General features: G+C 50.7%; 28 protein-coding genes. 1 reads left to right on the top strand and 27 read right to left on the bottom strand.

Annotated elements, in window-relative coordinates; translation table 11 throughout:
- Positions 1–10: 10 nt before the first annotated feature.
- From traG to traM, 27 genes are all read right to left on the bottom strand, one after another.
- On the bottom strand, positions 11–2,836 hold the full coding sequence (gene traG / locus EAS44_RS00370) for a conjugal transfer mating-pair stabilization protein TraG (protein ID WP_001622731.1): 2,826 nt from the start codon (positions 2,834–2,836) through the stop codon (positions 11–13).
- Positions 2,833–4,206 carry a conjugal transfer pilus assembly protein TraH gene (gene traH / locus EAS44_RS00375; protein WP_001137358.1) on the bottom strand — a complete coding sequence of 458 codons (1,374 nt, stop codon included), beginning with the start codon at positions 4,204–4,206 and terminating at the stop codon, positions 2,833–2,835. Before traH ends, traG begins: the two co-directional genes overlap by 4 nt.
- Complete coding sequence (gene trbJ, locus EAS44_RS00380; protein ID WP_002430925.1) at positions 4,206–4,568, bottom strand: P-type conjugative transfer protein TrbJ; 363 nt, start codon at positions 4,566–4,568, stop codon at positions 4,206–4,208. Before trbJ ends, traH begins: the two co-directional genes overlap by 1 nt.
- Positions 4,498–5,043: a type-F conjugative transfer system pilin assembly thiol-disulfide isomerase TrbB gene (gene trbB, locus EAS44_RS00385; RefSeq protein ID WP_000052618.1), complete on the bottom strand. Its 546-nt coding sequence runs from the start codon at positions 5,041–5,043 to the stop codon at positions 4,498–4,500. Before trbB ends, trbJ begins: the two co-directional genes overlap by 71 nt.
- The gene (traQ, locus tag EAS44_RS00390; RefSeq protein WP_000624110.1) at positions 5,030–5,314 is read right to left on the bottom strand and encodes a type-F conjugative transfer system pilin chaperone TraQ; all 285 of its coding nucleotides are present in this window, start codon (positions 5,312–5,314) and stop codon (positions 5,030–5,032) included. The genes trbB and traQ overlap by 14 nt, the downstream gene beginning before the upstream one ends.
- Positions 5,315–5,432: 118 nt before the next feature.
- Positions 5,433–5,780: a conjugal transfer protein TrbA gene (gene trbA, locus EAS44_RS00395; RefSeq protein ID WP_001287676.1), complete on the bottom strand. Its 348-nt coding sequence runs from the start codon at positions 5,778–5,780 to the stop codon at positions 5,433–5,435.
- A 15-nt stretch (positions 5,781–5,795) separates the two neighbouring features.
- Complete coding sequence (gene traF / locus EAS44_RS00400; RefSeq protein ID WP_001030389.1) at positions 5,796–6,539, bottom strand: type-F conjugative transfer system pilin assembly protein TraF; 744 nt, start codon at positions 6,537–6,539, stop codon at positions 5,796–5,798.
- Positions 6,532–6,789, bottom strand: a complete 258-nt coding sequence (locus tag EAS44_RS00405; RefSeq protein WP_000864325.1) for a conjugal transfer protein TrbE — start codon at positions 6,787–6,789, stop codon at positions 6,532–6,534. The genes traF and EAS44_RS00405 overlap by 8 nt, the downstream gene beginning before the upstream one ends.
- Before the next feature lie 26 nt (positions 6,790–6,815).
- A complete protein-coding gene (gene traN / locus EAS44_RS00410; RefSeq protein ID WP_000821846.1) occupies positions 6,816–8,624 on the bottom strand; it encodes a type-F conjugative transfer system mating-pair stabilization protein TraN in 1,809 nt (602 codons plus the stop codon).
- The gene (gene trbC, locus EAS44_RS00415) at positions 8,621–9,259 is read right to left on the bottom strand and encodes a type-F conjugative transfer system pilin assembly protein TrbC (protein WP_000777693.1); all 639 of its coding nucleotides are present in this window, start codon (positions 9,257–9,259) and stop codon (positions 8,621–8,623) included. The genes traN and trbC overlap by 4 nt, the downstream gene beginning before the upstream one ends.
- A gap of 8 nt (positions 9,260–9,267) precedes the next feature.
- Positions 9,268–10,260, bottom strand: a complete 993-nt coding sequence (traU, locus tag EAS44_RS00420) for a conjugal transfer pilus assembly protein TraU (RefSeq protein ID WP_000830839.1) — start codon at positions 10,258–10,260, stop codon at positions 9,268–9,270.
- Positions 10,257–10,889, bottom strand: coding sequence for a type-F conjugative transfer system protein TraW (traW, locus tag EAS44_RS00425; RefSeq protein ID WP_001203720.1), 633 nt, complete (start codon positions 10,887–10,889; stop codon positions 10,257–10,259). Before traW ends, traU begins: the two co-directional genes overlap by 4 nt.
- Positions 10,886–11,272 carry a type-F conjugative transfer system protein TrbI gene (gene trbI, locus EAS44_RS00430; protein ID WP_000214082.1) on the bottom strand — a complete coding sequence of 129 codons (387 nt, stop codon included), beginning with the start codon at positions 11,270–11,272 and terminating at the stop codon, positions 10,886–10,888. Before trbI ends, traW begins: the two co-directional genes overlap by 4 nt.
- A complete protein-coding gene (gene traC / locus EAS44_RS00435; protein ID WP_001064252.1) occupies positions 11,269–13,896 on the bottom strand; it encodes a type IV secretion system protein TraC in 2,628 nt (875 codons plus the stop codon). The genes trbI and traC overlap by 4 nt, the downstream gene beginning before the upstream one ends.
- 159 nt (positions 13,897–14,055) lie before the next feature.
- The gene (traR, locus tag EAS44_RS00440) at positions 14,056–14,277 is read right to left on the bottom strand and encodes a conjugal transfer protein TraR (protein ID WP_001278689.1); all 222 of its coding nucleotides are present in this window, start codon (positions 14,275–14,277) and stop codon (positions 14,056–14,058) included.
- A gap of 134 nt (positions 14,278–14,411) precedes the next feature.
- Positions 14,412–14,927, bottom strand: a complete 516-nt coding sequence (traV, locus tag EAS44_RS00445; RefSeq protein ID WP_000809841.1) for a type IV conjugative transfer system lipoprotein TraV — start codon at positions 14,925–14,927, stop codon at positions 14,412–14,414.
- Entirely contained in the window at positions 14,924–15,175 is a 252-nt protein-coding gene (trbG, locus tag EAS44_RS00450) for a conjugal transfer protein TrbG (RefSeq protein ID WP_001038342.1), read from the bottom strand. Before trbG ends, traV begins: the two co-directional genes overlap by 4 nt.
- 11 nt (positions 15,176–15,186) lie before the next feature.
- Positions 15,187–15,384: a conjugal transfer protein TrbD gene (locus EAS44_RS00455; RefSeq protein ID WP_001324648.1), complete on the bottom strand. Its 198-nt coding sequence runs from the start codon at positions 15,382–15,384 to the stop codon at positions 15,187–15,189.
- The gene (traP, locus tag EAS44_RS00460) at positions 15,371–15,961 is read right to left on the bottom strand and encodes a conjugal transfer pilus-stabilizing protein TraP (RefSeq protein ID WP_000002792.1); all 591 of its coding nucleotides are present in this window, start codon (positions 15,959–15,961) and stop codon (positions 15,371–15,373) included. Before traP ends, EAS44_RS00455 begins: the two co-directional genes overlap by 14 nt.
- Positions 15,951–17,378 (bottom strand): F-type conjugal transfer pilus assembly protein TraB, encoded by a 1,428-nt coding sequence (traB, locus tag EAS44_RS00465; RefSeq protein ID WP_025857813.1) that lies wholly within the window; start codon positions 17,376–17,378, stop codon positions 15,951–15,953. The genes traP and traB overlap by 11 nt, the downstream gene beginning before the upstream one ends.
- Positions 17,378–18,106: a type-F conjugative transfer system secretin TraK gene (gene traK / locus EAS44_RS00470; RefSeq protein WP_001230787.1), complete on the bottom strand. Its 729-nt coding sequence runs from the start codon at positions 18,104–18,106 to the stop codon at positions 17,378–17,380. Before traK ends, traB begins: the two co-directional genes overlap by 1 nt.
- Positions 18,093–18,659: a type IV conjugative transfer system protein TraE gene (gene traE / locus EAS44_RS00475; RefSeq protein ID WP_000399785.1), complete on the bottom strand. Its 567-nt coding sequence runs from the start codon at positions 18,657–18,659 to the stop codon at positions 18,093–18,095. The genes traK and traE overlap by 14 nt, the downstream gene beginning before the upstream one ends.
- 21 nt (positions 18,660–18,680) lie before the next feature.
- A complete protein-coding gene (traL, locus tag EAS44_RS00480) occupies positions 18,681–18,992 on the bottom strand; it encodes a type IV conjugative transfer system protein TraL (protein ID WP_000012106.1) in 312 nt (103 codons plus the stop codon).
- A 14-nt stretch (positions 18,993–19,006) separates the two neighbouring features.
- A complete protein-coding gene (gene traA, locus EAS44_RS00485; protein ID WP_000994779.1) occupies positions 19,007–19,372 on the bottom strand; it encodes a type IV conjugative transfer system pilin TraA in 366 nt (121 codons plus the stop codon).
- A gap of 32 nt (positions 19,373–19,404) precedes the next feature.
- The gene (gene traY / locus EAS44_RS00490; protein WP_001309237.1) at positions 19,405–19,800 is read right to left on the bottom strand and encodes a conjugal transfer relaxosome DNA-bindin protein TraY; all 396 of its coding nucleotides are present in this window, start codon (positions 19,798–19,800) and stop codon (positions 19,405–19,407) included.
- A gap of 98 nt (positions 19,801–19,898) precedes the next feature.
- A complete protein-coding gene (traJ, locus tag EAS44_RS00495) occupies positions 19,899–20,588 on the bottom strand; it encodes a conjugal transfer transcriptional regulator TraJ (protein ID WP_000283385.1) in 690 nt (229 codons plus the stop codon).
- A 186-nt stretch (positions 20,589–20,774) separates the two neighbouring features.
- The gene (gene traM, locus EAS44_RS00500; protein ID WP_001151524.1) at positions 20,775–21,158 is read right to left on the bottom strand and encodes a conjugal transfer relaxosome DNA-binding protein TraM; all 384 of its coding nucleotides are present in this window, start codon (positions 21,156–21,158) and stop codon (positions 20,775–20,777) included.
- Positions 21,159–21,572: 414 nt separating this feature from the next.
- Between traM and EAS44_RS00505 the strand changes: the two genes are divergently transcribed.
- Complete coding sequence (locus EAS44_RS00505; protein ID WP_000759163.1) at positions 21,573–22,082, top strand: transglycosylase SLT domain-containing protein; 510 nt, start codon at positions 21,573–21,575, stop codon at positions 22,080–22,082.
- Positions 22,083–22,096 lie beyond the last annotated feature (14 nt).

A 22,096-nucleotide genomic window follows, 5' to 3' on the forward strand; every position in this document is an offset into this window, starting at 1 on the left:
CCATACAATATTATTGCTTGTGCTTATCCTGATACTCCTTTGCTCTTTTCATCAGTTCCTGTGGACTGTCAGCCCCGGGCATTCTTTCCTGACCCGATTTTTCTTCATTATATTTATTATTCTGAGATAATGCCTCTGTTTTATGGTGATTTTGTAGTTCAGAATACTGTCTTCCTACAATATTTTCTTCGCCACGTATGCTGCTCTGAGTATCTCCGATATTGCCTCGGTATTCTGTGACCATATTATCAACCTGATGTTTTACATCATTACGGATATTACTGTCCTGCGTTCTTTGCTCAATAATGGCCTGATGCCCCTGATGATCAGCAATAATATCCTGGCTGCCCCCCCCCCCCGAAGGTACGCTCTCCATTCCTTTACCGATGTCCCCACGGGATTCACGCCAGGCATTATCAACACCAGGCTGCACCTGTTCCTGAACAAAAGACCACGCCATAGCCCGACGGCGTTCTGCAATCTCCGGGGAACTGGTGTTTGTCAGAATAGCTTCGGCATCCTGCGGCGCGTGTTTCATCACATACTGTGCAAACTGTTGCGACAGGTCTTCACTCATCTGCCCACTCATGCTTTCAGTACGGGATGCCATTTCAGCATATTCATGGCTGCGGGTCATATTCGTCGTGTACTGGTCGTAACTCTGTTTTGCTGAGTTCAGGGCTGCAGACAGCTGGTCCACACGGGAATCGGCATTATTGTCCGTATGGCTGCCGGATTCACTGACCTTGCGACTGGTAAAGTAATCGCTGGCCTCTTTAAAGTCTTGTGTAGCCCTGGCATCGATATCATGGCGAGTATCATGGCTGGCCCGTGAACCACTGCTGGCCTGATGCGCATCCTCATCACTCCAGTCAATACTTGCCCGACCACCACCTCTAACACCTACGCCACCACCAACACCAAGAATTTTAGGTTTAACCCCCCATTCAGCATGAGCATCGCCATACATCCCCGCAGAACCTCTCGTACTTCTTGATGCCAGTTCTCTTGTCGCCTGCTCATTACTGATATTATGCGCCTTCGCATAGCTTTCCACTGCGCTGCGCATACGGCTGGCCATCATGGAGTCCTGTGCGCTCATCGTGCTGTCAGCACCACCGGTGACAGAATCACTGCTCCCCCGGTTAGAACCAAACTGACTGAGCGAGTTCCAGGCACTGGCAATACTGCTGCTGAACCCATGCAGGGCGCTTTCTGCTCTGTTCGACGCCTCCCGGGCCATTTCCTGTTGTGCCGCCGCAATCTGACGCGTTGCATTGATACCGACCGGTAAACGGGACATCGCCCCGCTCGCATCCATCACCATATTACCGTCACGAGTCTGTGTGGCGGTTGCGCCACTGCCGGTCTGGTACATCATCTGACCAAACGACGTGGTGCTGTTGGTGCTCCAGCTGAATCCGTTCACGTTTTCCGTCTGCATGTTGCCGTAGGAGTAATTACCGTCAACCACACTACCTGCCGCACTGGCAGTCGGGCTGATAGCAGAGGAAGCGAAATGGCTGTACACACTGGAAAATCCGGCCCCGAGTCCCCTGACCATCATCCAGGATAATGGCGGGATCATCATGGAAAGATACCCGGCAGTGGAAGCCAGATCGGAGTATTTCAGCTGTATCTGTGAAATTTCCGAGAGCACCACCGGTGCACCATTCTGCTTCGCATAAAATGTCATGGCGCTGTTCAGAATGGCGTACAACATTGGCCATGACTGCAACCACATCAGGGCAAACACATAGCCTTTCAGGACGGACAGCGTCAGTTTGTTGAAGACAGCCGCCAGTACCAGAAGCGGGAAAATACCGATGGCGATCCCCGTCAGGATGGTCTGCGTCATGGGCAGTGTCCGCATCGCCACATGACCGATGGAGACATGTGCCAGACGTTGCTTCTCCATCGATGACGTGGTGGCCAGATTCACCAGGCTGGCTGAATCACCATTACGCGCGGCATAACTGGTGATCCCCTCCTTCAGCGCATTGATGGTGACATTCTGGCGGATGATCTGGCTGGCTGATTTACTTGAGCCATAGAAGTAACTGTAACTGTCGCCAATCAGCGTACTGAACAACAGGTTCGGATCAGGGCGTCCACCAAATAGCTGCTGGGCATAATAATGCCAGGTTTTTCCGCCACTCTGTGTATCCAGATTCAGCTTGTCTTTCAGCAAAACCGACGCGTCCTTACAGGTCACGAAATTATTATTGCTGTCATAAACGCCCCGCAGCGGGCTGGGGCGGGAAAAAATCAGCGTGTAGGGATCAGCGGAGGCCATCAGCTCCTCCAGCGTGTATTTGTGGTTCAGGTAAATATCCCCCATCACGCAGTTCTGCACATAATCCTGGAAAAGATTGGCGATTTCCGGATTGCGGGACAAAAAGTCGGTGCTTTTTGATACCAGTTCTGCGCCAAACAGCATCCCCGTTTTGCTGTAGGTGACACTGTCCGGTTGCGTGAAGATCATCTCGTAACTGGCCACCATTGCATGCCCGATACGGGTCGTCAGTGAAAGTGGCATCGCCAGTCCGACCGGTACATTATCCACCCGGTGAACTTTGACCAGGTCACTGTTATCAATAATCTGCACCGATGTGCGGACATTAACCAGCAGGCTGATAAGCACAAACACGGCCACCCAGCCCAGCAAATCCATCACGTTGTGCCGCTGTACCCACATCACGGCCACCGCGAGAACAGACAATGTGAGCGCAATTTTTTCAATGGAATCCCACGTCCTGGTTCCCATAAAGGCGGCAATGGCGTTCAGGTTATTCCGCAACCACTCACCACCGGCAATCACATAAACTTCATTCACAGCGTGCTCCCTCCGAAGTGATAGTTGTTCTGGTAACGACTGAGCATGCGGGCGGAAAGCTGCTGACGCATGTAGCTCATCTGACGATCGACAACCAGCAGCGCATCCTGCTGTACCTGCACCTGCGACTGAAACGCCGCAATCTGCCGGGTGGCATCATTCATGTTGTCGTTAATATGTTCGATAACTGCTTCGTCATAATTTCCTGTGGCCACCATCGCCCGGGCCTGCTGTATCAGCTCCTGAATGTACTGCAGCAGGATGTCGTAACCGATATAGTCCGTCAGCTGGTAAATCATACTGTTGGAAACACCGAGCATCTGCGGGTCAACCAGGTATTTGAAGACGGGGATGGTGGTACTGGAAATAAAGCCTTTTTCCTTGTCATCCAGAGGCGTGTCACTGACCGCCTTGTTCTGAATGCTGGCCAGAAGTTTAGTAATCTGAGACTTCAGTGCATTATCCCGGCTGATGGTCACCGGTGTGTCTGCCACCACTTTCAGGCATTTATCAGAATCGTTGCAGTGATAAATTTTTGCTGTGCCGCCTTCCATCATGGCCCGGATAATTGAGCGGTCAGTGGTTCTGGCTGACAAGGGTGTGATTTCGCCGTTAGGACCAAACACCAGTGAGCCGGTCAGCGTCATCACAAACTCTTTCAGCTCTTTGTTGCCGTCAAACATTCTGTTTTTGGAAAGCGCATTCCACATGATGTTGATGTTTTTGGTCACCCGCTCCTTATCCTTGTCGCTGGCTTTATCCCTGACACTGTCAGATTTCCCGCCAACGGTACATCCCTGCCGGGAAGCCGCCCAGTCAGCAAAAATATTGCTCTCACCGGCAATGTCCTGACAGACTTTCTGCTGGGACACCTGCGTCCGGGGGAAGAGCCCGCCGATAATCCCCTGTGCCGCCTGGCAGGAACTGAGGTTCATACTGTTAATGTCGCTTGCCATTTTCTGCAGGAAGTCTTTTGCGGTTTTGATTTCCGGCACCGTTGTCTGCAGGGCAAGGTCAAAAAAGTAACCGGCAGCATTGCTCATAATCTGCTTAACAAAACGCTGCAGCTGCTCGCCATTAATAAAACTGAACGAGCCGAGATAGGCGTCGATGCCGCCACATCCGGCATTGATATCCGGCAGCGTCATGGAAATCAGCTGAACATTTTTGACCTGAGTACGGGCATACAGGGAGCCACCGTAAGCATAACCGGCGGCCTGCCCCTGCCAGACGCCCGGCTGTGTGGTATTGGAGGCGAAGCCCAGCTTGTTAAAGAACTGATTCATGTCGCTGTTCACATCCGCTGACGCTGCGGGTGTGACCGTCAGTAAAGCAGCACAAAGAACCAGAAGAGGTTTAATGCGTGGCATCATTCTTGCCCTCCCTTAATGTGTTCTCCCGGCGCATACGACATTTCAGCAGGAATATCCCGATATTTCCGTCCAGTCCTGCGGCTGTAATATATTTCAGACACCGAAATCCATCCCACAATTGCCACCACAAAAAACACAACAGAAACAGAAAAGGTAAGGCACAGCGAAACGACAATTTCTACAGGGCTGGCGGGATAAAAAAGCCCCTGATGGATAAAGGGGATATTCAGGCTGACGATTATTCCCGTCGCGATGCCGGATATTCCGGCAATGAGTAACACCACCTGCTTATTTCGCACCTTTTTTCCCTCCGTACATCTGCAGAACGGTATCCATCCGCGCCATAAAACCGGCAGCATCCGTTGCCCCCTGTAAAAGCGGTAATGCCTCAAGCGTGTTGACGTTGACCAGGAAGGTGGTCGGTGTGGCCACCGGGATATTCGGGAAGAAGGTCTGCATCACGTCCGGTGGCACCGGCAATGCCTCCGGAAAGGCGGTATCCCCCTGACCATCCAGGGTGTAGGGAAAAACGGAAAAGCCGTACTGCTGTGCCAGCTGTTTCAGTACCGGGTCAAACTGGTGACAGTAAGGGCAATGCCCCTGCATAAACAGCACCACCTTCCAGTCGGCCAGGTTAACCTGCCTGCCGTTGCTGAGGCGGAACCAGCGGGGGGCTGGCTTTTCTGTCCTGGCTGACGTGCCTGCTGCCGGTTGTGCAGGCTGCGCGGCCATGCCCTGCGGATTCCAGAGTCGTTCAATTTCATCCCGGGTGGAGGCCTGCACGGCAGCGGCTGCCAGCAACAGGGTGAACAACAGTGATTTAATGAGAGACATGTCTGCCCTCCTGCTGCCCTTCCATCATGGCCTGTTGCCTGGCTTCCAGTGCCTCACGCTCTTCCCGGCTGACACGGGCAATCCATGCATCCAGCACCTGGTATGCGCCGAACAGCACAAGGATGGCCGCAATCAACTCCGCCAGAAAAAAAGCCATCCAGGGTTTGCTGTAAACAAGACGGGCGACGATATGAAACCAGACACCCAGGGAAAATACCCACATTCCCGTAATATCAAGCCGGGGTAAAGAGAATCTGCGTTTACTTATCATGTTAAACTCCGGTTATTATTTACATGAGAGTATTTATGTCTGTAATATTCGCGTTTGTGTGATATTAATCAGATCAACCTCATTATTTTGTATGGTTTTTATTACCGTTTTATATGACTTAGCCTGTCATAAGCCCCCTTATAAAAAACCACATCACTCCGGACCATACTGATGACAACATAATACAGATAAATATTCTTCTGAACCCGTCGAAGCTCGTAACGTTCGGTAATGAGCAAATAACCATTGGAACAACCATTGCTGCGCCCTGATTCATAATTGCACCACACAGAAACCAGAGACTGGCAGTCAGTACATATAAACACGCGATATTAATAACAAGGAAAACCAGTGAGCTCAGGAGAAACATTTTCCTGTCATTACGCTCAGAAAAGAAATAACCGGCAATAATGACAAATATTAACAGAACAACACCTGTAAACATTTTCAAACAATCTTCACTCATAAATCAAATCCGCGATTAAAAATTGGGTTTAAAATCTTCAGAAACGTTCAGGAATTGTTTTGCCAGGTAGTCCTGCGAAATAAAACCGTATGATAACGGGCGAACACTGCCCTGTTTCGGGTCAACCAGCATCATGGCCGGGAAATATTTCACGCCGAGGCGCTGCGCCTGCCCCTGGTCAGTCCTGGAATCCGGCAACAGCGGATTAATCACGCCATCCACGGAAACGGGAATAACACTCAGACCATAGGTATCCCTGAAGCCATTAATGACCTGCGCCAGCTGCCCGTCGATGGGGTCCTGCCCCCGGTAAAAGAACATGATGCCGTAGTGTTCAGCCAGTTTCGCAATGGCCTGTCGCTGCTGCACCTGGTCTGCCGCCAGCTGGTTCCGGACCGTGCCGTTGTAATGGCTGTACTGCAGGTTATAGTCCAGTTCGGGATGCGCCAGCATGGCTTTTTTGGCGCTCATGGTGAAAAGCCCGGCCTGCTGAGTCCAGTAATTCTGCAGCCGGAAATATTTCACAAAATTATCCACGCCGGGATACAGAATAGCTTCATACAGCGCCCGCTTTGTTGCCGTCTGCAGTGCGGCCAGTTTCTGCATAATGTCCGGCTCCTGACGGGAGGCTGCAGGTACTGGTTTATTTTCTTTTTCCTTCGGATTTATTTTCTCGTTATACCACTGCCAGCCTGCATCTTTTCCTGACGCCGGAAAAATAAAGCAGCAGAGTAACAGTGGCAGTAATGCTTTATTCATCTTCATTCCTTTCATCACTTTTTCTTTCATCAGGTTTCTGCAGGTCAGTCAGGGCAGAAAAACAAAAATACAGAATAAACAGGAGCACACCGGAGTAAAAAATAACGAAAGCAGCAGCAAGTATCTCACCTGCAGTGGTTTCTTTTACCGTATCCCACGACCAGATAATTACCGGGGAAATGACAATCGCTGTAATCAAAAGCCGGATAAGAAAATCAATAAAACGGTTCGACGTGAATATGACTTTCATCATTTTCCCCGGTTATTTTCCCTACCTTACTGTCCTGCCTGTTTCAGCTGGTCAGCAATCTGCTCTTTCACTTTCTGCGTCAGAACACCACTGTCCGGGATTTTCTGGTTATTCATCAGGTCTTCGTAGAAGTTAGTGAAATCCAGTCTGTCGAACTGAATTTTCTGCAGCTCATCAACCGTAATCCCCCGACAGTCAGGATGCTTCGCACTGCCAAAACTGATACGCAGCTGTCCGTTGCGCCCCTGCTGCTGGACTATCTGCGCCAGCTTCGAATCAAACTGACAGTAACTGCGTTTTTTCTCCAGGCAGACACCCAGCACTTTCTTCGAACAGAACTCTCCGACACTGACGGTCAGTTTGTTTGATTTTGCTTTAGCCAGGGCTTTTTCATCACTGCTGCATTTGGCCAGCCCGATATCCTGTCCCCAGCCGCTGTCCTTACAGCAGTTGCTGTATCCGGCTGCAGCCTTCTTACAAAATTTCGCCTGACCGGTGAAAGCACGGACATCCACCCCGTTCAGCGCCGCAACATCCTTACCTGCTGCGGCCAGTGCCGCCAGCTGAGAAACGGCTTCGGCAAAATCATTACTCTTCCCGCTCTGAGCCTTATCGCATTCGCCATCGAGACAGAAGACGTCTCCCCCACAGACCATCACTTTCCCGGATGTTTTTGACTCACAGGAGTACGTGGCATATTCATGCAGACAGGCACCTTCTTCGGAGTAAAAGGTGCACTGGTGTGACACCAGGGTACAGGCAGGATTGTCGGCGTAGGTCTGACAGGTTCCCTTGTCTGCTGACTGTGTGACATACGTGTCCCGGTATGCCCAGCAGCTCTGGTACATGCTGTATGACTGACCGTCTTTCACCAGCGTCCTGTTCCCGCCAGCCTCCGTACATTCTGTTTTTGTCAGTTTCCCCAGCTCCTTGCTGAACGGGCAGCTTTCAGACCAGACAACATACGGGGTGTACGAGGCTTTTTTTACCCTGACAACCAGACGCAGCTTCATTGCCGTATGACGTTTGAATTTTGTATTCCCGACCCGGACGGGGTGAGATGACGTAAAAGCAACACCGGCAGTCAGTGTTTTCTGTACTGGTGTAAATGAGGCATCTGCTGAGTATTTGGCATTCCAGCTCAGTGGGGTTCCCAGTACTGTAATTGTCATAGGTACACTCTTCTGCAGGTAAGTACGACTCCAGCTGTAATGCGCATTGACAATTTCACCGGTAACGGGAGAGGTAATGGAGACAACATACTGACCATTCACTTCACGTGCAGGTAGCTGACTCATTTCATACTCCAGCGTCCGGGTTTCCCATGTGGTACTCCCCTGCAGCTCCATACGGGCAGTTCGTGTGCAGTACTGCTCCACCTGTAAATCCCGCTCACAGGTGTAATTCGTGTATTCACTCCGGCTAATCTCCTGCGCACTGCACTGCTGCCCGGTGTTTCCCACAATGCTGTCAGCCCGGTTCACCACATCCCTGCCGGTCTGGATAAACGGTGCATCCGGTGAAAGAATGTCTTTCGGCTTGTTCATGAATGACTCTGTGATGGTTTTTCCGGTTTCACCGGTCGCCCATTCCGTGGTGCCGTCATTTTTCAGGCCGCCATCCCCGCCGGCAGTCACGCCACCGTAGTATTTTGTCTCGTCCGGATTCGCGTTATAGCCGGGGATACTCTCCTGTGGCTTAAAGCCCTGAATACTGCTGCTTCCCTGCCCTTTGATCTGGTGAGCAAAATCAGAACCGGCCCGGTAATCACTGTTGCTGTCAGCCTGTGCCATGCCGGCAACCAGAGCCAGTATCAGAGGTAAAATACGTTTCATTTCCCGGAAACTCCTTTCCCTGCCAGTAAATCATGAGCCACCTGCCGGCAGTCACCCGTGGCGGCCACTTTCTCCAGCGCCTGGCCGACCCGCAGGTTTCCCCGGATGATGTCGTATCCCTGACTGCAGAACACCACCAGTGCCGGTACACTGCGAATGCCGTACTGTGAAAACAGCGTCGGGTCGATCTGAACACCATCAGTCGCGCCGTCTTTCACCAGGGACAGCACGGCTTCAGCGGTGGTCTTCAGGTCATTGTTCACCATGCCCCGCAGTGTGGCGGGTATACCGTAGTGCCGGGTTTCGCCCAGCATTCGTTTCAGCCCCTCTTCGGGAATGGAAAACGACACAAAATACAGAGCACCCTGCCGGGGTTTCCCGTCCTGCGAAGCCTGCTGTTTACGAACCAGCTCATCCAGGAAATGGTTATCTGAACGCTGAAGGGGGTTTTCCAGCACCTGCTTCTCCGCCCAGGCTTTCAGCTGATGGTCAGGTTTTTCACGCAGTTGTCTGCTTAAATTTTCCTGCTGCTTCAGGAACTGGCGGTTTTCAGGAGTGTTCACGTTTTCTGACGCCATAACCGCCCCGTTCAGCATCATCAGCAGTGCTGCCAGAGATTTCATACTCAGCTTCATCATTCACCTCACAGGAAGACACAGTTACGTTTACGCCACATCAGGTAGCCGAAGTTTTTCTTTGTATTGGGCGGATTTTTCCCGGTTTCCCAGCGGGTCACACTGCGCCCGAACGGGTGGCACTGTCCGCTGTCCGGGTACATATTCACCATCTGGTAACGCCAGCGTTCTTTGGGCAGGATTGGGGACGGATATTCATTACAGACGGCGTTATTTTTCCCGATGGTTTCCATAATCATGCCCTGACGGTGCAGCTTGAACGCCATGCGTTCACTGACCAGCAGGGAGGACTGCAACGGACTGGACTCATTACTCACCCAGCCATTGAACGGGTACATACTGCCCTGCGAACCGGCACACCAGAACAGAACATCGAGAGGCATATTAAAGGCGCTGGCAATGGCATCTGCTGCACAGGCCCCCTGTGCTATCGGATTGGCAAAGATGACAGCTTCCGGATTGAGAATGGTGGTCAGGCTGCTGTCCGTCCAGGTGGGGTCGATTTCAGAAAGATAAGCGATATCCAGGTCACCACCTTCCAGACAGCCCAGCGATGTGATGATGTTAAGCCAGTACGTCAGCGGGTATTTGTACCAGTGAACGTGATAGAACGCCCCGTTCACCTGCTTCTCATCCTTTTTCGCCGTTCCCTGTGCCGTTTTACCAAAAGCCGGCAGGCTGAAGCCCAGGTTAACCATGCATCCCGGTGATCGGGTGACGTCCGTCAGCGCCATCGGCTCCCAGTAACCAATGGCCAGCCCGATACGCCTGAACAGCGGCGGCGGTGCCGGACAAATCTGAATGGGCATCGACGGGTTCGCCGTGTCGGGGACCTTACCCTGACTGACTTTGATACTGCCCAGCGAGAGCGGGAAAATACAGCTCCAGCAGATATCCGTGATCGGGTTTACAAAACGCCCCTCACAGGCAGAATCCGCAGACGCTGCAGGGACATGACCGGCGAGAAGGAATAACATCAGCAGCCACAGGCTTCGCTTCATTTTCTGCCCTCCTCTGCCGGAATAAATTCCACCTTCAGGAAGCGATCGCCGGGAACGGCGCTCACCCGTGCCGGGACCTGATCAATGCCGAGGCGCTGGCAGAGCACACCGTTCTGGTCAAAGTAAACACGGCTGTCCAGAGACTTCTGCATCTCCGGGATACTGCCCTGCACGAGGATAATTTTGCTCTCCAGTGTGGGCGGCGTCTGGCGTTTCATCCAGGCCACCTGCGCCGGATCATCGCCATTGATGAAATACAGCGTCTGGTTAAAAGGAACATACTGCAGCGGATTCATCACTTCACCCTGACGGGCAAACACCCGCCCTTCGTTATCCCGGATATCCGCAGCCAGTCTGACGGACGGGTCAAACAACCGGCTGCCGTATTTCTCCGTGCGTCCGATACCGGGCACGGCAGGGGGCCGCAGACTGTTGCGGATCACCCGCTCCTTAAAGGCATCCATTTTCCGGCCCATCTCACCGGACTGCTCCAGTGCCGTCAGGCGCTGCATGATCACCGTCAGCATGTCCGGCTCCTTTACCGGCCACAGATCGCCCCAGGTACCAAGATCGGCGGCGGCCACACTCTGCCCCCATATCAGCAGGGCAATCAGCCCCCGGCATCTCATGGCTCCGCCCTCATTCGCCGGGCGATATCCTGCTGGATTTCCCGGGTGATATCCGGAGCCCCCTGTACCACGGCAGGCGACACCAGAATGACCGCGTGGTGTTTCTGCTGCCATGCCTGCAGGCTGGCTTCCAGTGCCGTGTTAAAACGCGCTGAAAGGGCTTTTGACTGTGCTTCTGACAGTTGTTTCTGACTGGCGCTGTCAAAAAACGCATCCACGGTCTGTTTCATGTTGAAGGCGGCAGTCACCGGTGCGTTCAGTCTGACAATGCCGTAACTGATGGCTGCGTTCAGTAACACCATTGCCAGGCATCCCGGCACCGTCCACCACCAGTGGCTGCGTCGGGGGGCTGTAACGTCAGTCGTTTTTTGCGTTGTGGTCATGCAACACTCCTGTATTTCTCATGTTCTTCCAGCCAGGCTTCCAGCGAAGCCATCTCCGGCCCTGACTTCTTCCACGCCAGCTGCCACACTGCCTCATGAATACTCAGCCCCTCTTTACGTTTCTGCTGCACAAACTCAAAATCCGGGCCGTCAGAGCTGTACATGGCGCGGCTTAACGGGTCCACAAACAGGCGGTGCCAGGAGGAATGGTTTTCCACCTGCAGCAGGAAGGAACTGAACCACTGATCTTTGGCCGCACCGAACTTACCAATCATGTCACGCTGCAGTGGCAGGAACTGGTCCGGATACAGCTGGTTGTATTTCGCGAACTCCTTCGCACTCTGTTTGAGGATAATTTTGTAGGAGGAGTTACCCCATGCTGCACGGGCCGCACTGGAGGCCTTGTCAGAGTCAAAGTCGACGATGTTCTGGGTGATGGTGATATAGGCACCGGTATGACGGCGGGCGGTACGGTAGCCTTTCTCAATAAATTCACCGACCTTGTGATTTTTGAAGTCCAGCAGACGCCAGCCTTCATCAATGACGTTCAGTTTCTTGAGGTTACGCGGCGTGCGGTACATCCGGTTCTCAATGTAAATGATAAGGCTGAACATCACCGCAACCAGCAGGGACGGACGGTCTTCCAGTCCGCCCAGCTCCAGCACCACCATTTTCGCATCATCCCGCAGGGACGGCTCATCGGAGTTGAAATACTGGCCATAAGTGCCGTTAGCAGTGTACTGGTCAAGCAGCACAATCATTTCGTCCAGACGGCTGCGGATGGTCGGTGACTCGGCATACTGCTCGCTGTCACTGGCGTTTTTCAGGAAATCCACCACGTCATCAATACGTGCCCTGTTCTCTTTGGCCAGCCATGATGCCCTGACTGCCTGCAGCAGCAGACCTTCATGCACTTCATCCAGGTTACCGTTGGGGCTGGCCATCACCGACAGCTGGTCACGGACACGCTCCGCTGACTGGTCAATATCGGTGATGTTCGCAAACGGGTTAAAGCGCAGGGTTTCACCGTCCAGATACACCCCGCCCATGTTCTCACACAGGGACTTGTATCCATCCCCCATGTCGAACACCACGGCAAAGCCTCCGGAGTCCAGCACGCTGCGGATAAGTGGCTGTATCAGCCCGGTTTTACCGGCCCCGGAGGTGCCACAGACCGCCATGTTATAGTTGGTGTTATTCATCCCCCGGAAGAAAATATCGATAAACGCCAGCTGGTTACGGTAGGTGGGTGCCAGCAGACCTGCCGGTGTCAGGGGGTTATCCGCCACTAACGGCATCAGGTTGGCCACATTAAAGCTCTCTGCGCGCTGTACCACTCCGGCCTCTTTCAGCTGTTTAAACAACCCTTTCCCGGCCATAAAGGGCAGACAGGTCAGGAAATTGCGCATGTGGTTAAAGCGCGGTGAAATCAGCTCAAAACCGTTTTTACGGAAGCTGTTCAGGATGTCCTGCTCCACTTCCAGTGCCGTTTCATTATTGTCCTTGCAGAAGGCTGTGATGTTGAGGAAGTAGGACACGACAGAGGACTGACCGGAGCCCAGCCGCTGACGCAGTTCCCCCCACTCCTTCGCTTCTTTCTCCACGGACGGAAACCATTTGGCATAGGAGGTCTTCGACTTTTTCTCCAGGTCCATGTACTTCAGGTTGGCTTCGCTGTGGGTTTTCACCTGGTCTTCCACCACCAGAGTCAGCGTCAGGATGAACGGGCAGGAGATGGACAACTCCGGGTTCAGCAGGTTGCTGTAGTTGTCGGCCATGTTCCACAAAAAAGCGATTTCCGGGTTACGGGCCAGATGGAAATTCAGGATGCGGGCCGTACTGTTCCTGCCGCTCTCACGCAGGCCCAGCGTCAGGTAATCAGCCCGGACTTTCAGGTCAAAACTGTCCTCCACACACTGATAATTCAGATCAGAATACGGGTCCAGCTGGCGTCTTTTCGGGTACAGGGAGTCCGGGTTATGGTTAATCATCTCCCCGACAATATCGATAAAGGCCTGTGCATCCACCGTCTGTGTGGTGATACTGGCCCCCTGTAACGACGCCCGGATGATTTTCACCAGGTTTTCCATTTCCAGAATGTCGGCCCGGCTTTTTTTCTTCGAAGGAGAACAGTACGAGATAAACACCCGGTAATGGCGCAGGGTCAGGGGCAGATTCATCCCCTCCGGCAGCGGAAACTGTGTCGCTGCCGCTTTCATATAATAGGCCCGGGTAATGGCGTTAAACCGTTCAGCCTGTTCACCTGACCAGGAGAACTCACGCAGCCCGTATTCAATCCTGTCACCAACCAGCTGACTGGACATCAGATGGATACACAACGGAATACCGCGCGGCAGTTTGGTGCGCAGCATGTGATCGAGGGCCTCCACAATGGACTCATTCGCCCCATTGATGGGAATGGCTTCCAGCATAAAGCCCATCGTGGTGTCATTCATGAACAGACCGGATTCCTGGTTGTAATCACGGTACGGCAGCAGACGGCTGAACTGCGGGAAGCTCATTTCGCCCAGAACTTCATTGGCCTTTGCGGATTCGTCAGGCAGTTTCAGTGCTGTGACGAGGGAGTTAACCGCCTGAGTGACGGCCTCAAGTGGGTTATTCACATGAATTCCTTAGTTGAAAAATAAAGCGAGAAATGCGGTAGCCATGAAGGGAATACCTGTAATTAACGCGCCATTTCCCGGCGCATATACAAAGATTTCTGTTTTCTGAATATCCACTCATGTTCATCCGGAATTAAATCACTATGTTCTGCGACTGACTTATGCATAATGTTTTCTCTGTCTTTCCTGATACGCCTGACATTCAACGCACAACGTCACACCGGGAAATATTTTCCGCCGGGCTTCCGGAATAGGATTTCCGCATGCTTCACAGAGATAAACAGGAATACCATGAGCATTTATTTTCTGGCGTATCCGGTTTATTCCTGTCATGGTCAGTTGTTCTGTCACTGAATATGCTTCATCGGCTTCATCACTCACGGAATATTCCTCCCGACATATTCTGACACGCTACCGCCCATCCCTTTTCACGCACAGGGCACTCGTTTTACAGGCAGATTTTGAATACAGAAAGCCCGCCGGCATTGCCGGCTGATATACAACTTCAGGGCCAGTTAATTAATACGTGGTTTTCCCCACGCAGACGGTTTAATAACAAAAAACACGCTGGATGGCTGATGATAAACATCCTGGTTATCAATATAAGGCGCTATCCATAATGCTGCCGTCTGCTCACCCGTTCTTAGCGGACGAGGAGGTGTTACCGGCGTAACTGAACTGACCGGAACAACCGTTTTCACTTCCCGGGCAGCGGTAAACAGCGGGCGAGGTGCCAGCAGTTTCTGCTCCGGATGTGCTGTCACCGCAGGTCTGCTGCCGGACGGAGTGGTCGCGGTGACGGTCTGCACCGGCATTGTCCGGAAGTTCCCTTCAGCCAGGCGCGGCAGTGATGCCGCAACCGGCTTTGCTTCTGAGGACCGCTCCAGTTTTTTGGCCTTCTCATTGGCCTGCTCCATCGTCATACAGGTATCGGATGTGGTGGCGTTACACTCAAATTCCGTACTGGTTCCGGCACAGCCGGAAAGTAATAAGGTCCCCAGCAGAGGAATAAAGAAAGAAATCTGTTTCATTGTCCCTCACCTTTCTCATCGCAGTTCACAAAATCCTTCTTCAAATCCCTGACCGTACAGGTTTTTACAATGTCAGGATTTTCAAAAACCGTACTCCGTGATGATTTATAAACATATGCCACAATGCGTTTCCCACCCGCATCAGGTTCTGGTGCACTGACTTCACATAACGGAGGTGTTATTCCGGACTCATACAGCACCGGATAATTTATTTTTTTGACGCTGCCATCAGAAACCAGCTTATTCATCGAAGGGTTCCTTATATTTCTGAATTCTTCATCACACCGACAGCAGTCATATTAAAATTGTCCGGCAATGACTCAGAACCGAATTTCTCCGGTGCAGGAAGTACGATTCTTGTGGCGCAGTTACTGAGAACAGCATGCATAAAATCATCTGACACGGTTTTACCCGGCACAGAGAGGGCTGTAATAACATTAATATTACGCATGTTCATTTTTATCTCCGTTGTTTCTGTTTGTTCTGTCATCAGGAAGATAAACAGGGCATTTCCTGATTTTTCCCGGCAGGGAAGCGTCTTCCGTATAAACTTCCTTCAGATGTTCATCTGCGGTTACCACCCGGATACATTTCATTTTTCCGGGTCGCACCGGATATTTCCCGGTGATCGCTGCCAGCGAGACATACATCAGTGCCAGTGTTGCCCATAATGCGGTGACCAGTTGCATCAGTGACCGGTCAGTCTCCCTGACATAATCTGCAGCATCAGCCGCGCGGTAATGGCAGATACCCTGTATTTCTGATCTGCCTGAAGAATCAGAGGAAGAAAACCAGCATTCACTGACCGGGAACTGTCCGGCAGGTGCTGTTTGTCTTACGAAGTTAATCTCCTTAACCAGTAATTTCCCCGGCGTGGTGTTGTCCTTCCATAAAACAAACAGAGCCATCAGGGCCATTGTGGCCAGTGGCAGAATGACGGTGTACTTCAGACACCAGAACAGTCCTCGCAGAACCCGGGCGACAACATACCGGGCGGCATGGCACGCCTGACGGGACGACATATTATTTGCCATCGTTGCCCCCTCCCTGGCTGCCGGACATAAACTGCTGCGGATTCAGGTTGCCCAGCTGCTTCAGCATCTGGTCAGTATTAAAGCCGTTAAGATGACTTTCAGCCGATGGCGGAACAGGAAGCGGACTTTCCGGATTGTCTTCTTCCGCTCTGCTCTGCGTGCGTTCCAGCGCCATCTCTTCCACGGTTTTCAGCTGGAAGCCGTCCTGGAACACCACGGTCACTTCGTTGCCCGCACCAATCGGTATCACCGGGTGATACTGTTCGGCACGTTTGATGTAGTAGTCACTGAGCGTCTGTGCGGCTTTCGATGCGCCGCCACCGATACCCATTTTCAGGACATCACCAGCCCCGTAAGCGGCTGTGGCACCCAGCCCGACAGCCGGCTGGGAGGCGCGCTCCATTCCCTGACCAATACCGTCAACAAATCCCGCGCCCCATGCCCAGCCGAGGATTTTGCCGTTACGCATCACCACTTCGCCCTTGATACCGTTTTTACCCCGGAAGCTGACATGCCCCTTAATCGGCATATCAATAGTTTTGCCGTCCTTCAGGCAACTGATATTGCGGGTGCGTACAATGGCACGCTCACTGGACACATCCCCCCAGGCTTCCAGACCCACAAAACATCCCGTTGCGTCATACGTCTTGCTGTTCGGCATTTCCACCAGGCCGGTGATACGCAGCTGCATCGGCACCGTGGATTCATTACCGGTGACAGAGGCATTGGCATCCGCCCCTTCAATCAGCATGGCTTTCGCAAAACTTCCTGACGGAATGTACGGCAGTGATGGTCCCTGTTTTCCCTCATTACGGGTAAACACCTTACGCTGTATCCGGTTAGGCACCGGCACAGACTGGTACGTCACCTGTGGTGGTGGCGTGACACCATTCCCGGGATAAAACGCCGTCGGCGGTGGAACAGCAACGCTGCCCTGCGGCGGGAAGGATACGGGGGTGTTTCCTGGCTGTGGTTCGCCTTCCGGGCCGGGCGGTGAGGCAGGCATCTGCGGTACAGGCTCACCGGTCGCCGTGACGGGATTAGCACCCAGGGCTTTTACCTGCTCTGCCAGGGCGGCATTGTCCTGTCCCAACTTTTCAATACGACGCTGGTCATCACCGCGCTGTTTGTTCAGAACATCCAGCTCACGACGGATTTCCTCATACTGCTTCTGCATCTGCGCTGCCGTCACCTGCATCTCGGTGGTGGCATGCTGACGCACCTTGTCATCAAAGGTCGTATCCACCACACCGGTCATATCCGGCACAGGCTCCTGTTCAGCCACGGTTTCACCGTTACCGGACATGTCCACATCAGACAGATACAGTGCCCCACCAATCGCGGAGGCTGTACCGACAACCACAATCCCCAGCCACAGGTACTGCTTGCGTTTCACAATGGTATTGATACTGGCCATCAGTTGCCCTCCCCGTCACGGATGACATACACATCCATGCGCGCACCTGCCAGTAACTGGCTGGCAGGCTGGCTGAACATCACGGCACGGGTTCCCGGCTGCCAGAAGTCACTTTCCCGGATATTCAGGGCAGACAGCGTTTTATTTTCCACGGCAAAGCGGACCATCTTCAGGTGATTCCCCGTCCATACGGCATCTGCCACTGAAGACAGCCCCGCCGGGGCCTGCAGGGTTTCCTTTGTCACTGGGACCTGATACCAGCCTGCGGGTAATTTTCCGCCACGGACGGCCTGGCTGATGGTCACAAGCAGGGATTCGTAAGGCGTGGACGTTTCCCACGCACCGGCTTCTTCTCCGGTTCCGCGCAGGTCACTGACCAGCTGAATGGTACGCCCCGCGCCTTCACGGGGAACGGCCTGAATGGAAAGATTCAGACCACGTTCTGTTTCCAGAATGAACGTAAAGGGCTTTTTGTTGACGGTGGCAACCACCACACCGCCGGAGGCGGTCTGCTCATTATTGGTCAGGGCACCATCCAGACTGTTCACGGCGATAATCCGATCACCGGGAACGGTAAACAGATTCGGGCTGGTATTGCTGATGGCAATACTGGCCTGACCACCGTTCACCATTGGCACCACGGTGGGGGCCAGCGTACCGTTTGCGGCCATCACGCTGCAGGAAAAAAACAGGCTGCCGAATATTATTGCCGTATTATTTTTTCTCATCGTCTGTTTCCCCGAAATTATCCAGCCAGGTCACCCCGTTTTCCCGCTTCAGAATAAGGATGTAATGTTTGATATCAGTGAAAGGTTTTGAATCACCAATCCAGGTTTTAAGCACACCTCGAATTTCCACACGGCCATACTGAGGCCAGACACGAACACTGGTCTGGAAAAAGGCTGAGTTCACGTTATCGTTTTTAATACGCTTCGCTTCTTCAGCCAGAATAACTTTCATCTGGTTCTGTGCGCCCGGGCGGATATATTGCAGAAGCGCCTGATGTGAGGCATCGACGGTTTCTGATGAAACATTCAGACGGAGGGCAATAAATGACAGCGCCATCTGCTGTAAATAAGAGGCGTCGGCACTGTTCTGTGACACGGCAAAGGGGGCATTAAATGCCATTGGCGTCACGGCAGTGCGTTGCTCATTCTGAAGACGGTAGTTATTCATCCCCTGAATGACGTTAACAGAGAGGCTGAGAACAATAAGCACTGACATAAATATAAAGGCGATGGCCATTACACGACTGGTACTTAAACGGGCACCGTGTTCCATATAACAATCCTGGTATCAGTTCTATTTAATCCACTGCCGGAAACACGAATCGGGAACATTATGAAAAATACCGCGCAGCAGGGCTGTTGGCATATACCAGTAAATCAGGTCACGTAACCAGGAACTGCCCCGCCCTTTTTTCAGTTTTTTAATCCCGAAATAAACCAGAACCGCTGCACCAATACCGAACAGATATTTCGATGTTGTGATACCCCAGCCAATACAGATTGCTGCGGGGATCAGTTCATCCAGTGGCAGGCCAAACCAGCGGCTCTGGTTGGTCAGTGTTTCCGGGAAACGATATTTCTTAAGTTTATTCTCGTCTCCCGACATCGTTTTATTTCCTGTCAGAGGCCAACGACGGCCATACCCACAGCAATAAATACAGAGATGATGGCAAAACCGGCTAGGAACTTGACGTTTTTGGTCATCATGTACATGACAGCACCGACCAGAACTTCAGCCAGAACAACCCATTTAACAACACTGGAGTCCTTACCGAAGGTCGCCTTAACCGTGGTGTTACCGCTTGCCATCAGGTCCTGACCACTGCTGCCGGCGGCCATCGCCAGCTGCGGGAAGAACATCATCAGAACAGCAGCCGGGATCACTGCGCGAGCCAGGCGAAGCATATTCAGACGAGTGAATTTGGAAAAAAACGACTTCTTTTTGACGGGCGCAGAAGCACCCTGAACACTTAAAACAGCATTCATAAGTTACCTCAATTTCGGATAAATGAATAAAACTAGAGTGTATTAAATGTTATATCTTCCTCTTTATCTGCCTCCCTGAATATCTCCGAGTTATAAAAATCAGGAAACTTGATCAAATGATCAATAACTCTGTCTGCAGCCTCATCTGTTTTACACCATCCACTACGATTTTTGGCTGCAATAAGTAGCTGGTTAGTTTCATCATCCAGACGCATTGTCAGATACTTAACCAGCGACTTACCATAGATATTCCCTGCCCTGTTAAACTTTGGATAGCGGTGAAGATGATCTTTAAGTCTTATTACTGCCTCAAACGATCGACTTCTTCCGCTTCTGTTACTTGCCTCAATTAATAGACTTTCCACATCTACAGGTAATTTTAGTTTTACCATCTTACCTGTTGCAGAACGTGTACCAAATCTTTTCAATAACACCTCCCGCTGTTTATCTTCTGGTTACCACTTATGTTTGCAGAATAATCAGAAAAGGTAAATAGACGGAAAGTCTATATTTTATTAACACCTTATTAACGCGTATTTATGATACACATAGCTTTCTCGTATAAATAATAAATAAACTTTTTATTGTAGAGTAAGATAATTAACTCATCTTTATTAGAAACAGAGAAGTAGTCGCATATCAGAGATGCGTGTTTCTTTGATGTGGAGATGGATATATTTAATATTCTTGCTATAGCATTATGACTGATTCCGGTGCTATATAAGTAAAAGACATCATTTACATATGATGATACAGAAGAATCATCACTCATTCTTCTGATTATATTTCTGATATCATCACTGACAATCGTTTTTTGATTATAACTGTCTTTATGACGAACATGAGCAGCATCATAAAATTGCCACAGAATAATATTTCTGTGTCCATTAAGAAATGACTGGACAGATATTGTCCAGAATCTGTTCTGAATAAAAACATCCTCTACAAGATTAAGATGCGTATGCTCATTCCTATATGCTTCCATCTCTGTGACAGAGATCAATTCACAAAAATCTCTCTGCGACAGAAGCCATTTTTCAGCACTTTGATCTTGTGTAAGAAATGACTCATGAAACAGCGTATTGCAAAAAATAAATTTTCCAGTTTCGTCCCTGATACAGGCTGGATTTGGATAATCCTGAATAACTGCCGTCAGATTTTCCAGCAGATCTATTTGACGAGCATGTTTTTGTTGAATACGATCCATCGGATACATAGGAACCTCCTCACAAAGGATTCTATGGACAGTCGATGCAGGGAGTTCACGTCTCCCTGCATCGGCGATTTTCAATTTCAAATTTTAACGTGGCATTAACCACGTAATTAATATACTAATTATCTTTCGTACTGTCACCTTTTTAAATCATAAAAACTCTGATATTTGAACGAAGTCAAATTTCTTTTATTCATCATCATTTTTTGGAAAAAATCGTTCCATCTCAGATGATACCTTCTCCCTGATATCTTCAACCATATTGGCATATTCAAACTTTGGATTTCCGGAGACATGAGGACTGAGAGACTCAATACCCAAAATTTTCGCTACTGATGATTGTGTTTTTACAACGCATTCAAGAAGCAATTTATTAAACTCAGTCTGATTAAATGCAGACTCTTTACGCTCCATCTGAGCCTCATGTACACGAAGCCCCAGTTCAAGAAGCATTGAAGCTGTTGCTGAAAAACTGACATCTTTTTCCCTTGCCCCTTCCTGTCGACGCTTCTCAATAATCGCATTTATTTTTTCATAGGCATCATTGCTGATATACAGGTTCACCTTAGCCATTAGAGATTACCTTTTTTGAACATAAAATAAAGTTAATTTCGAAACACTAAAATTCATAATGCAAACAGGGACGCACCGCTAGCAGCGCCCCTAGCGGTATCCTATAAAAAAACACACCGCGCCGCTAGCAGCCCCCCCTAATATAAAATAATGTTTTTTATAAAAATAGTCAGTACCACCCCTACAAAACGGTGTCGGCGCGTTGTTGTAGCCGCGCCGATACCGCTTTTTTAAATATCATAAAGAGAGTAAGAGAAACTAATTTTTCATAACACTCTATTTATAAAGAAAAATCAGCAAAAACTTGTTTTTGCGTGGGGTGTGGTGCTTTTGGTGGTGAGAACCACCAACCTGTTGAGCCTTTTTGTGGAGTGAGTTAAATTATTTACGGATAAAGTCACCAGAGGTGGAAAAATGAAAAAATGGATGTTAGCCATCTGCCTGATGTTTATAAATGAGATCTGTCTGGCCACTGATTGCTTTGATCTTGCAGGCAGGGATTACAAAATAGATCCTGATTTACTGAGAGCAATATCATGGCAAGAATCCCGTTACCGGGTTAATGCCATCGGTATTAATCCGGTAACGGGATATGGCAGCGGACTGATGCAGGTAGATTCCCAGCATTTTAACGAACTGGCCCGCTACGGAATTAAGCCGGAACATATGACAACAGATCCCTGCATGAACATTTATACCGGTGCTTATTATCTGGCAATAGCATTTAAAAAATGGGGCGTCACCTGGGAGGCCGTTGGTGCATACAATGCCGGATTCAGGAAAACCGAACGCCAGAACCAGAGGCGTCTTGCCTACGCATCAGATGTTTACCGGATTTATACCGGGATAAAAAGCAGTAAAGGTATCCGGGTTCCGACCACGAAGAAATCACTTTCCCAAATGAACAGTGTGCAGAACAATTAATATTGTATACATTG

It is taken from the genome of Escherichia coli DSM 30083 = JCM 1649 = ATCC 11775 (genome assembly GCF_003697165.2).
Lineage (GTDB): Bacteria > Pseudomonadota > Gammaproteobacteria > Enterobacterales > Enterobacteriaceae > Escherichia > Escherichia coli.